Raw genomic sequence first — 12,664 nt, 5'->3', positions numbered from 1 at the left:
GAGGGCTGAAAGCCTGAATGAAATTCATTCTTATACTTTCTATTGCGGAATCCGGTTTGAAGATACATGGCATGCCCGGTCGATTGAATTTCTGTAGGCAGAGATTTTAAATCCGATGCTTATCGGATTTTTTTCTATGCTTATCGGATTTTAAGCCCTGCGCGTAAAAAAATCATTCTTTTACAATAGCCCCGAGTTTCGATTAAAACAAAACATATGCTGCATAGGGTTTTATTGATTTCCCGAGATGCAAACCGATATACAACTACCGGTTGATAATGATCTTTTCGCTGTAGACTTTGCCGCTTGCCGTACGTACCGTGACCAGATAAATACCCGACGGAATAGCTGTGACGGCCAGTCTGTCGGCATAATCGACGGCGCGAAGCAGATAGCCTCCGAACGAGTACAGGCTTATCCGGCTGATCTTTTCTGCAGATCGGACGACGATCGTTCCGTCATGCAAACGAATTTCACATGGTTCAACGGCCTCGACTTTCTCGTTGGCCGACAATCCCGGCTCCCGCAAATAGAGATGAAAGCCGTGAGGTTGTAGCAGTACCTCCCGGTTCTTATCGTTCGCTCCGATCTCCAGAAAAGTTTCGGTATCACTGAAAATGTTTTTCCATCTTCCGGTCGTCGGGAACTGTGCCGGGACGGATAAGGGCTTATCGGTGAAATTACCTAACAACAGCAAGTCGGCCACCGTATGTTGCAGTGCGATGCGCCGGCCGTTCTCCCAATCCGACGCCTCGGTATGCATCATCTCCGAGGTGGGTGAAGCAAATAGCCCGGGATGCTTCTTGCGCAAAGCGAGCAGCTTGGCGTGCGTGTCGAACAGATGATGACGGTGCGAATCTTCATAATAGTCCCACCGTACCGGCTTGCGTCCCGTACGACCATTCTCCTCGATCGAATAATCGTAGCCCAGCTCACCGAATTGCCAGATCATTTTCGGCCCCGGCGTGCACAGCAGAAAGGCGGCATTAAGCGCCGCCCGACGAAGACGTGTCGCCTCGTCGCTCTTAACCGGCGGGATGCCCCACGTTTTCGCTTTGTACATTGTGCGTTCTTCGTCGTGGCTTTCCTGATACGTCATCAGGCGATGCTCTTTCCAGCCCCGCGAGGTCGCGCTGCCATCCTTCAGGCCGCTGCCGTCTTTGTATCCCATGGCCGACTGGCAATAGGCGTGATTCATATTGTTCCAGAGCATCATCCCCTCATCGGCCAGTTCTTTTTCCTCTTTGTTTTCGCAGAAATGTTCGAGAATCGTATACGCTTTCGGATTGATTTTCCGGACATGCGCATGGTAATCTTTCAGAATCGCGATACGCGACGCGTCATAACGAGAAGCCGTCGACTCGGTCGATTTTGTTTGCGTAAATCCTTTCGTCAGGTCGAACCGGAAGCCGTCAATTCGATAAACTGTCAGCCAGTGACTCAATACCCGTTTGAAGAAATCACGGGTGCCGGAATATTCATGATTGAAGTCGGAGAATACGTTGTAAGGGTGCGGAGCATCGACGTTGAACCACGGATTGTCGGCCGCCGGCTTCCCGGTCGTACCATCCCAGTAGAGACGTGCGAAAGGATGCGAGAGCGTCGCATGATTGAAGACAACGTCGAGGATGACCGACATGCCCCGTGCGTGAGCCTCGTCGATGAAGCGTTTATAGTCGTCGGGGGTACCGTAAGCCTTGTCGGGCGCAAAATAGAACGAGGGATTATACCCCCAACTGTCGTTTCCTTCGAACTCCTGCACGGGCATCAGTTCGATGGCATTCACGCCCATGGCTTTCAGATAATCCAGTTTGTCGATGGCCGCTGTGATCGTACCTTCTTTCGTGAAATCGCGAACGAGCAACTCGTAGACCACCAGCTGCTCGGCAGGCGTCGGTTCGAAACCGGTCGTCTGCCATCGATACGGCTCTGCGCCCGTACGCATCACCGATACGATACCTTCCGTCTGCATCGGATAAGGTTTCAGTCCGGGATAGACGGCCGCGGGAATAGCACGGTCATTCCACGGATCGAGTATTTTCTCGGCATAAGCATCCGCGATTTTGAATGCATTATCAATAAGATACTGGAACGCATATTCTTCACCTTTCTTCAGTCCGCTGACCGTTCTCCACCAATGATCGCCGTCACGGTACATCTGCCAGTCGTTACTCTTTGTCCAGTCGTTAAAGTCGCCCAGGAGATGGACATGCTGCTTCCCGGGAGCATAGAGCGAAAGCACGACAGAGCCGTCTTCACGATACGTTATCCCGTCTGTTATGCCTTCCGGACGAGGTTTGCGTTCGGGTGCCGAAGGAACAAACGCCTGTTCGTTCAGTGTCACAAAGATATCGGTGTTGCCCTCTCCTTTTCCCTCTTTCTGTTTGTCGCCGCTGCGGAAAACGAAAGCAAGTTTAAGAATCTTCTCGTCCACCGGCACACCGTAATACGTACGGACATTCGGCGAAAGAGTCAGCTGCCAGCGGTCGCCCCCCAGCGAAGTCAGTTTGTATTTCTCTTGATTGTCTCCCCACGAAGGAGCATACTTCCAGTCGCTCCCGCTCGTGCTCTTGTTCGTTATGACGCCTGTATGCGCATAAACCGGGCCGGCATATCCTTTCAGCCCGCCATTTCCTTTCGATGCATCGAAAATGATTTTCACCGTTCCGGTCTCCGTCACTATGGCCGGATCGGTCGTCACCTGCGCCATCGTCACGAACGATGTCAGGAGAAGTAAGAATAAAGAAATAGACCGTTTCATCATATAAAAAATTAATGGATTCTAAAGTGTTATCGGTAGGACAAAAATACGATTTATTTATCAATCGGCGTTCTTTTGATGAATTCATTGGACCATATTCGCAAAGAAAATCCATTCAAAAGTGGTCATAGGCTAGCGTCGTAAAAAGTAGAAAAAAGACTGTATCAGAACGATGGGGAGCGCAAAGTAGCTCCTGTGTTTTTTATCTCAGGGGCTTGGATTTAGAGGAAACTTTTGTATTTTTGCCCAATCATTACGAGACCATTCAAAAGTCTGTTTAAACGGTTATTCCCTCATTGCTTATGGGAGTGACGAGGATTGGTGTAATTAGTTGTCAGATGAAAATATACGGAACGGATCAAATCGTTTATAGCCCTAACAATATTCCTCAGATATTAACGTGGATAAAGCCGAACTCCCGCGTTTTGGAATTCGGACCGGGTATGGGGTATATGACTCGATACATGAAGGAACAACTTCATTGCCATGTGGTAGCAGTCGAAATTAATCCCGTTATGGCCGAAACAATCGCTTTATATGCCGAGCAAGTCATTGTGTCCGATATCGATACCGGAAATTGGGAACAGGAACTGCAAGGCCAATCTTTCGATTACATTATCTTTGCCGATGTGCTGGAACATCTCCGCAACCCTCTTCGTACCTTGCAGACAGTTGTTCGCTATGGGGATTGTATATTGACATCTGTTCCCAATATCGGGCATTCGTCTATCATCCTGTCTCTGTTGGATGGGGAGTTCGAATATCAAAACATGGGATTGCTGGATGATACCCATATTCATTTTTTTACACGAAAAAGTCTGGTCGATATGGCGAGTAAGTGCGGATTAACTTGTACGGATAATAAAGATACGATACTGATGTATCCTTCATCTTCCGAATTTCATAAATATTACAGTTCGCATATCGAGGCATCATGGGCGATTGCAAAGACGCCGGACAGTGCCGTTTATCAGTTTGTCGACAGATGGGAGAAAAACAATGACACATACTACCGGCGAAAACCATATAAGATATCATTCGTACGCTATCTGAAAATTATTGTGTCGGAGGGTATGCGGCGAGTCGTTTTTTCGAGTAAGTATCTTAGAGAGAATAAACGAATCCGGCGTCTTTGGCAACAAATGAAATGACAATGGAAAATCGTATAAAGCTTGTTTCTATTTCCAAAAAAGATATTTTATGGAGTTATCTCTCTCAATTCTTATCTATCGGAGCAGGTATTCTTATTCTTCCGGCCATCTTGCACAAGTTGAGTAGTCAGGAGATTGCAATAAATTATATCCTGCTTTCTATTAGCGCTTTTATTCCCTTGTTGGACGCGGGCTTTTCTCCTCAATTTACGCGGAATATTACGTATGTTTTTAATGGGGCAAATGTCTTAAAAAAAGAAGGGTATGATCACATGCATACGGGAGAAAACATTAATTACAGACTCTTATCGTCCGTTATCCGCGCGACTCAATATACGTATAAACGGTTTGCTTTGGGGTTGGGCCTTTTGTTGTTATCGGTGGGTACATGGTACATGCATATCGTAACCGACGGTTTTTCTACCGTGAGTAATATGTTATGGATTTGGGTGCTTTTTTGCCTGTCTGTTTTGTGTACGATTTATCTCTTATATTATCATTCGTTATTGATAGGCAGAGGATTTATCAAAGAGTCTCAGAAAGCATATGTGTTCACCAAAGTGCTGAATATGTGCATCGCAATCGGTTTAGTCTATTGTAATCTGGGCCTGATAAGTATTGCGGTGGCGAATCTGTTGGCACCGGTTATCGGACGTCTCTTGGCTCATTTCTATTTTTACCGAGATGGATTGAAAGAAAAAATACAAGACGACATTTCTTTTTCCGAAATCAAATCGGTTTTATCCGTTTCATGGCCTAATGTTCGTAAGTTAAGCCTTATCACGATTGCCGGATACGTGGTTTCCCAACTTGGCATGTTCTTGTCCGGCTTATATCTTCCTCTCGAAGAAGTTGCTTCTTATGGACTAATGATTCAATTAAGTAATGTTGTTGTAATTGTCTCCAGTACGCTTATCACCATACAGACACCTGCCTTTGCCTCTTATCGGGTGACGGGTGACAGGGAGGGATTAATCAAAAAATTTGCATCCTCGATGGTACTCTTTTATCCTTTGTTTATCGTTGGGGCAGTATTGCTTGTATGGGTAGCCCCGAAGCTTTTGTCTGTTATCCAATCGAATGCCGTATTACCGGCTTCTTACATTCTGATTACTTATTGTTTGATCAGATTGTTGGAAGCGAATCACAGTTGTTTTGCCAACATTATCTCATCAGCGAATCATATTCCGTTTTTTCATGCGGCATTGCTTTCCGGCCTGTGCACGCTAATCGGATACGGACTGCTGATTCTATGCTCTCGCACCAGTATCCTCTTCTTTATCCTCGTTCCCGGAGTCGTACAACTGGTATACCAAAATTGGAAATGGCCTCAGGTGGTATTAAAAGAATTTGGAGTCAATTGGATGCAGTTTATACGGATTGGCCATAGAGAGGCCTGCCGTTCTTTTTTCTCTTTTCATGCATAAATCGAAGCAACTAAGGCTAACCGTCATACTCTTACTGATTTGTCTTACACCATTGGCAAAGAATAATAATTTGCTGACTGCCATGCAAATCACGATTTTCGTTCTTTCTTTATACATCCGGCCGGATCGAAGAATCATTAAATTATCTAATTTATTGCTTGTTCCAGTGATTATCGGAACGATGGGAGGCCTTTTTCAGTATGCCTTTTATGATGTATTTAAGGACATATATTATTTTCTGAATCCTATTTTATATCTGCTGTTAGGAAGTATCATCGCGAAACGTTATGATCGCATGGACGCTTTACGTGCCATTGTTTTGTCGGGAAGCGTGTGCTCTCTGTACCTTATCTTTTATATGTTTAACAATTATGGAATGGCTGCATTCTTAGATCCCAGAGAGGCTCGTGAATCTCTCTCCGTTACAGGTTTTGCAGCTACTGCTGTGGCTGCCATTATTCTTTTATGCGATAAGTTATTCTTCGGTACTGCACTTTTTCCGAACGCTCGAACGTGGATGGGACTCCTGTTGATTAATCTGTTATCGTTATATGTCTCCGCATCACGAACCGATCTGCTCGTTTTTGTTATCAGCCTGTCTGTTATGCTATATGTGAGATTTCAATATCGGAAACATTATATTTTACTTTATCTCTCATTTTTCGGATTTATCTTATCGGTCTTCTTTTTATCGAATCCCCAAAGTCGTTTTGCCGAGGCTTTATTGAAGGCACCCGAAGAGATAACAATCCAGCCGGCAGAAAATGTAATTGAAATCAATGAAAACTACAGGGGGCATGAAGCTTACATGACGATGAGAACAATCAGAAAAGGATGTTTCGAAGAGAGACTGGTAGGACAAGGCTTTGGGGCCACGGTGGATATGGGCTCCTATACCCCGCTGAATATACGCCATATACCCATTATGCACAACGGTTATCCGTATATTCTTCTAAAAACCGGATGGATAGGTATGGTTGTCTATATTCTTTTCGGCTTGTTACTTCTTCGTTTATCTCTGAAAGGAAAAGGTAGATATTTATCACAAGATGACGGCACGTTCTCTTTCTGGAAATCATTTCCGATCATTTCTGCTTTAGGTTTATACCTTACGAACATTTCGATTACGGGTATATTTAATCCTGAAAGCGTCATTTTGTGGATTTCCTGCGGACTATCTCTGCAGTATAAATTAGATTTTGATGGACGTATCCGTAATCATCGTAAATTACAACACGAGACAGATGACGTGTGACTGTCTGAATTCCATACGGATGCAGACAAAAGACGTCAACTATGAAGTGATCGTGGTAGATAATGCGTCGACTGATGATAGTGTATCTTATATAAAATCTTATTTTGAGTGGGTTAGAGTAATCGTTTCCGATCAAAATCTGGGTTTCGGGAAGGCCAATAACAGGGGAGCATTGGAAGCTCGGGGAAAATATCTCTTTTTCCTTAATTCAGATACTCTTCTGTTAAATAACGCAATTCATTCCTTTTTTAGTTATATGGAACGCGATAAGGAGGCCGGAGCGATTGGGGGAATATTGTTGAATGAACAAGGGCAAGTTTCTTTCTCATACAATCGATTTCCATCTCCTCAAACAGAACTGAAATATGTATTAAATAAAATGTTCCGCCGTCCGACTATTCCTCTTCCTTCGTCTCAACCTGTTTCAGTCGATTTTATTTCCGGAGCTGATTTGTTTCTTTCCAGAGCCACATTTGAACGATTGAACGGATTTGATCCGGTATTTTTTATGTACTACGAAGAGGTTGATTTGCAGAAACGAATGGATTCGTTTGGATGGAAACGAATTATATTGCCCGAGGTGCGCATTATTCATTTGGAAGGAGGAAGTTTTGCCTCAAAAAAGCTTACTTTTAGTCGCTTTCTGATCGCTCAAAAAAGTTTTAACCATTACATTACCAAGCATTACAGAGGAGGAGCTAAACTCGGCTTCAGAATTGTGATGGGGGGACTTCGGCTCACGCTCTTTTTCAATCGTTGGACCTGGAAAGAGAAATGTGTTGCATATTTACACGTCTGGAAATGAGACATGTTTTAGTTTTAGCTTATGCCATCTCGCCGATAAGAGGGTCTGAATATTCAGTGGCGTGGAATTATATAACACATATGAGCCAATATCATCAACTCACGGTGCTGTATGGTACTTCCGGAGATCATCTTGGAGATAGAGGGGAGTTAGAGACCTATATACAGGAAAACCCTTTGCCCAATACTCGGTTTATCTTTGTCGAAGCCACAAAATCGACAAACCGGATCAATTATCTCAATAAAAAAGGGATTTTCGTATACACCTTTTATTTTGCATATAGACAATGGCATAAATCTGTATATAAGAAGGCGCAAGAAATATTAAAAGAAGGACGGATCGATCTCATTCATTATGTAAGCCCTATTGGTTATCGGGAACCCGGTTATTTATGGAAGATAAAGCTCCCTTATATTTGGGGGCCTATCGGAGGAACCAATGATATACCTTTGCGGTTATGGGGAAGCGTAAGTTCTATTTCAGGAAAAACCAAGCTTCTGTTTCGTACTTTGGCCAATCAGTTGCAATTGCATTTCTCGCCACGCGTTAAAAAGGCTTTGAAACGATGCGATGTACTCTTGACGGCCACGATGGCCAATCAACAAAGGATAGGGAAGGTTCATCACGTAGAAAGTTACTGGCTGCCTGAAAATGGAATTGTGGGAAAAATTCATCACGCTAATCCTACCAAATTCAACAGTGCCAAATTGCACGTTATCTGGATTGGTCGGATTGATGCCAATAAAGCATTAATTCTCTTGTTAAAAGCCTTGATTCGCCTGCCTTCCGACAGTCCTCTGATGGTACATATCGTAGGCGACGGTTGCTTGAAAAAGAAGATGGAAAAATTTGCCTCAAAAAAGCAGATTCAGCATGTTCTAAAATGGCACGGACAGATTGATCGGGAGAAAGTCTTTGATTTGTTTAATATGTCACACTTACATGTTATTACCAGCTTGTCGGAAGGAAATCCTACGACAATATGGGAGGCTATGTCGTACGGTGTTCCTACGATGTCATTAGACCATTGCGGAATGCATGATGTTATTTGTGAAAAGTGTGGCATTCGAATCCCCACAAACTCTTCCAAACAGATTGTTTCGGATATCAGCCGGTATATGATGTTTTTCATGGAGCATCCTGAACAGCTCAAGGCATTGGCTGAAGGAGTGACCCGGTGTGCGCAAAATTTCAGATGGGATAAGCGGATTCAAACATTCAATACGTTATATGATGATATGATGCTTACGTATGAATATATTAAGCATTCTAAATAAATGAGGCTTTCTTATGATGGCTGTCTTTTATATTTAGTCCAATATGTACTTTTCTTTATGGACGATTTCTGTTCTTGTTCAGAAAGAGTAATTGTTATCTATCACTCGAGCAAAATCAAATGCAGAAAGCGTTTTTTCTTTGGCGTAAACATGAGGATTAACATTAACAGGAATTGTTACATCGATGTCTTATTCAGGAATTATGTTGGCTTGCACGCAGAGAACCATGTATTTTCAGATAGAGAAGTTCCTATCAGAACGCAAGGAGTAACGCATCCGGGAATTTCTATCGGTCGGAATTGTTGGATTGGCGTGAAAGTCGCTATATTATACGGTGTTTCTATCGGGGATGGGTGTGTAATTGCTGCCGGGGCAGTCGTTACAGCCCAATTTCCGGCGAATTGTATCATTGGAGTTGTACCTGCTAAAATCATAAAATATAGAGAGCCTACATGCGTATCCTGCACTACACCTTAGGCTTATTTCCTTATCGCACTGGAGGGTTGACTCGCTACACCACCGATCTGATGCAAGCCCAGAGCGAAAACCCGAAAGATCAGATTTGCTTACTGTATCCGGGCGATATCAGCCTTATCCACACGAAAAGGCACATCGTAAGGCGCCGTTCTTATGGTAAGGTCAAGGTCTATGAAATCAAGAATCCTTCGATTGTTCCTTTGTTACATGGGGTTAAATCGCCGGCAAGCATTACCCAAAATACCAATACATTGTCTGATGAAAAATTAGCATGGTTTTACGCACAAACACAACCTGAGATTTTTCATCTTCACACGTTGATGGGGTTACCTTATGAGTTACTTCTTTTTCTGAAAAGAAAAGGGGTTAAAATCGTATTATCAACACACGATTATTTCGGCTTATGTCCGAAAGTAAATTTCGTAGATCATTCCGGCAAGGTGTGTACCCGTCATTCTCCTTCTCTTTGCGCGACGTGCAACCAGGATGCTCCGAGCAATCTCTTCTTGCGTATCCGAAATCTGAAAGGGCTAGCCTATATTAAAAAATATCTTTCTTACAGTCAAATCACAGCAATAAAAAGAGAAGCTTCCGTACGCACACAAAGGGGTATGCTTAAAACGGAAGATTATTCTGAAATGTTTGATTATTATCAATATATATATGAATTGATTGATTTGTTTCATTTCAATAGCACGGTTTCTCAAAACGTTTATCATTCTTATCTGCCCGAAATTCGAAACTTTGCCATCGTTCCAATCTCTCATGCTACAATCATTGACCGGAAAGTAATCAAATCTTTTAGTCGTTCCCTCATTCGATTGGGCTTTATTGGGAATTTGTCCCCTTACAAAGGCTTTCCCCTACTGAAAGAGGTATGTACGGCATTACAGAAAAAAAATATCCATAATTGGAGATTAAGTGCTTGGGGAAGCCGTATAGGTATCGATACCGATTGTGAGCGTATTGTCTATTGCGGGGCATACAAGCAAGAACAATTGGCAGAGATTTTCTCCGAGATGGATATGTTGATCGTACCGTCTTTATGTTATGAAACGTTTGGATTAGTCGTATTGGAAGCTCTCTCATTCGGTGTTCCGGTGATGGTTTCGGCAACCGTGGGTGCGAAAGATATCGTTAAGGTATATGACGAAAGGTTCATTTTTCACACTCCCGATGAATTAAGCTGTAAACTCAAATGGATTTTAAGCGATGAGTCGATTCTGTCAGCGTATAATAAAACAATCGTATCTAAGGAAAACAATCTCTCTTTAGATGAGCATATCCATAGAATGAGAGCCTTATACCGTTCTTTATAAGCCGTTTTCTGATAGTAGCTGTAAGAAGTAAGCTTCGTAATCGTTGACCAATTTCTCCCACGAATAGCCATTTTGAGCCACCTGAAAGTTGTTGGCGATAATCGTACCCTTTGTCGCAGGGTTTAATGTTGACATACCGTTCAAAATTCGAGTAACATCTCGCTCGTGATGAAAAAAGAGCGCGTTTTCTTCCAGCGTCGAGCGATTAAATGCATTGTCATGTGCTGCGATTAAACATCTCGAAGCCATAGCCTCCAATAACGACGGATTCGTTCCGCCAACACTATGTCCATGAAAATAAACATAAGAGAATCGCCGTAATGCACATAGTTTCTCAAAATCATATATGCCGTTTACAAAACGGATCCCTTCTGTTTGACGATACTTATTGAACAGATACTTGCCGTGAGACGTCTTGATCCTGCCCACAATGATTAACGGCTTATTTCTCATTTCACTGTCAAGATACCCTTTGATCACCATCTCAATATTGTTTTCCGGCTCCATACGCGCGATAACCAGAAAATAATTCCCTGCGGTCAAATTGAATTCATGAAGGAATTCTTCGCGAGGTTTCGTGTGAACACACGCGCCATACGCTAGAAATTTACTTTCTTTCCCGTATTTCGCTAAATGGTAGTTGTGGATGGCTTTGTTATCTGTAACAATATGAGGGCTATATCGGACAGCCATTTTCTCTTCCCAGCGTAAGAAACAACGCACCCATCGATTAAATTTCGGCCGTAGGTATTCCAAACCATCCATGTTCGTAATAAGGATGGGAGATTTTATTTTTTTTACATTGAACCAGATATAAGAAGGGACAACGCTTGTGTACCCAAGCTCGTATAAGATATCAAACTTATCTTTGCCTTTCAAGACATCTTTCAAACAGACATAATCGTAGAAGAAGCTTCCGAAAGAACTGCCTATTACGTGTTCGGGGCTATATAGATGCTTTATCCGCACGCCTTTATAAACAGACTCCTTATAATCATGAAAGTGCGGAGAATATACTGTCACCTCATGACCTTTTTCTACCAATCCCACAGATAAATATTCGGCGAACTGTTCGAACCCTCCATAGTTATTCGGGATTCCACGAGTTCCTAAAATTGCAATTTTCATTTTTTTCTACCGTTCTCTACGGATGATGATACGGCTCACCGCGGAGAATCGTCATTGCTCGATAAAGTTGTTCAACAAATATCGGACGAATCATTTGATGCGAGAATGTCATCTTACTGAGCGATAAACGCTCGGATGCCCTTTCATACACCTCGTCACTGAAACCATACGGTCCACCGATGACAAAAACAAGACGCCTCGATACGATTTGTATTTTCTTTTCTAAGTAAGCTGCAAACTGCATCGATGTGTATTCTTTCCCTTGTTCGTCCAACAACACGCACCAGTCACCTGCTTGCAATGCTTTCCGTATTAAAACACCTTCCTGCATTTTTTGTTCAGACTTCGTCAGATTTTTTGTGTTTTTTATGTCCGGGATCACTTGCATTTCAAATGGGATATAATGTTGCAAGCGCCGCTGATACTCTGCCAAAGCATCTTTCCAATAGGTCGCATCCGTTTTACCGACTGTTAGAAGTACAATATTCATATGTTTCTAATTTGACAGAGTAAAGATAAGATATATTTTTTTTGTAGAGCGATAAAAAAAAACAATTGGTTGAAACCTCCTGATAAAAAGCAGTCTAAATTTCTTTTGGGGGCGTTTTTTTTATTTTTAACGCCTGACTTTGAAAATACTACATATCTTTGTCATTAAGATTATTAAAGTAAGGAGGAAACAGCAATGAGAAAATTGATTTTTATATTCGTGTGGGCTCTCTCTGTTTTGAGTATGCAAGCTGTCGACATTACGCTGGTATCTAATGCGTTTAAGAATGGTGATGCCATAATGTTAGCGAATAATATGAACTCGGAAGTAGATATTGCGGTCCCTAATGTTTCGCAAAAAGGTAGCGGGGCTGATGCGACGGCTGTTCTTACTCAGTTTTTTCAATCCAATAAACCGTCCGGATTTACCGTGGCGCATCATGCCGATAAAAGCGATTGCGGCTTTATTGTCGGGAAGTTGCAGACATCGACGAAAGAATTTCGTGTAAATATTACGTATATAGTGAAAGAGGGTAAACTGCTCATTCAATCGATACGTATCGAATGAGTGCGGA

11 protein-coding genes are annotated in these 12,664 nt (G+C 42.7%); 8 read left to right on the top strand and 3 right to left on the bottom strand.

Going from position 1 to position 12,664, the window contains the following annotated elements:
- Window positions 1-265: 265 nt before the first annotated feature.
- Window positions 266-2,764, bottom strand: coding sequence for an alpha-amylase family glycosyl hydrolase (locus Q4A89_RS02120; RefSeq protein ID WP_303183385.1), 2,499 nt, complete (start codon window positions 2,762-2,764; stop codon window positions 266-268).
- Between the two features lie 335 nt (window positions 2,765-3,099).
- Between Q4A89_RS02120 and Q4A89_RS02115 the strand changes: the two genes are divergently transcribed.
- From Q4A89_RS02115 to Q4A89_RS02085, 7 genes are all read left to right on the top strand, one after another.
- On the top strand, window positions 3,100-3,912 hold the full coding sequence (locus Q4A89_RS02115) for a class I SAM-dependent methyltransferase (protein ID WP_303183383.1): 813 nt from the start codon (window positions 3,100-3,102) through the stop codon (window positions 3,910-3,912).
- A 2-nt stretch (window positions 3,913-3,914) separates the two neighbouring features.
- Window positions 3,915-5,339, top strand: a complete 1,425-nt coding sequence (wzx, locus tag Q4A89_RS02110; protein ID WP_303183382.1) for an O-unit flippase-like protein — start codon at window positions 3,915-3,917, stop codon at window positions 5,337-5,339.
- Between the two features lie 52 nt (window positions 5,340-5,391).
- Window positions 5,392-6,594 carry a hypothetical protein gene (locus Q4A89_RS02105; protein ID WP_303183381.1) on the top strand — a complete coding sequence of 401 codons (1,203 nt, stop codon included), beginning with the start codon at window positions 5,392-5,394 and terminating at the stop codon, window positions 6,592-6,594.
- Window positions 6,542-7,399 carry a glycosyltransferase family 2 protein gene (locus Q4A89_RS02100; RefSeq protein ID WP_368389489.1) on the top strand — a complete coding sequence of 286 codons (858 nt, stop codon included), beginning with the start codon at window positions 6,542-6,544 and terminating at the stop codon, window positions 7,397-7,399. The genes Q4A89_RS02105 and Q4A89_RS02100 overlap by 53 nt, the downstream gene beginning before the upstream one ends.
- 80 nt (window positions 7,400-7,479) lie before the next feature.
- Window positions 7,480-8,676, top strand: a complete 1,197-nt coding sequence (locus Q4A89_RS02095; protein ID WP_303183379.1) for a glycosyltransferase — start codon at window positions 7,480-7,482, stop codon at window positions 8,674-8,676.
- A complete protein-coding gene (locus tag Q4A89_RS02090) occupies window positions 8,677-9,153 on the top strand; it encodes an acyltransferase (RefSeq protein ID WP_368389488.1) in 477 nt (158 codons plus the stop codon).
- Window positions 9,129-10,472: a glycosyltransferase gene (locus tag Q4A89_RS02085; RefSeq protein WP_303183378.1), complete on the top strand. Its 1,344-nt coding sequence runs from the start codon at window positions 9,129-9,131 to the stop codon at window positions 10,470-10,472. Before Q4A89_RS02090 ends, Q4A89_RS02085 begins: the two co-directional genes overlap by 25 nt.
- Here Q4A89_RS02085 and Q4A89_RS02080 read toward each other — a convergent pair.
- Together Q4A89_RS02080 and rlmH are read right to left on the bottom strand one after the other, a co-directional pair.
- Complete coding sequence (locus tag Q4A89_RS02080; protein ID WP_303183377.1) at window positions 10,467-11,600, bottom strand: DUF1972 domain-containing protein; 1,134 nt, start codon at window positions 11,598-11,600, stop codon at window positions 10,467-10,469. The two genes, Q4A89_RS02085 and Q4A89_RS02080, sit on opposite strands and share 6 nt — an antisense overlap.
- 16 nt (window positions 11,601-11,616) lie before the next feature.
- Entirely contained in the window at window positions 11,617-12,090 is a 474-nt protein-coding gene (gene rlmH, locus Q4A89_RS02075; protein WP_303183375.1) for a 23S rRNA (pseudouridine(1915)-N(3))-methyltransferase RlmH, read from the bottom strand.
- A 195-nt stretch (window positions 12,091-12,285) separates the two neighbouring features.
- Here rlmH and Q4A89_RS02070 point away from each other — a divergent pair, with 195 nt between their 5' ends.
- Window positions 12,286-12,657: a DUF4783 domain-containing protein gene (locus Q4A89_RS02070; RefSeq protein WP_303183373.1), complete on the top strand. Its 372-nt coding sequence runs from the start codon at window positions 12,286-12,288 to the stop codon at window positions 12,655-12,657.
- Window positions 12,658-12,664 lie beyond the last annotated feature (7 nt).

It is taken from the genome of Tannerella sp., from assembly GCF_030528505.1.
In the GTDB taxonomy this organism is placed as follows: Bacteria; Bacteroidota; Bacteroidia; order Bacteroidales; family Tannerellaceae; genus Tannerella.
This window is presented reverse-complemented; position numbering and strand designations above follow the sequence as displayed.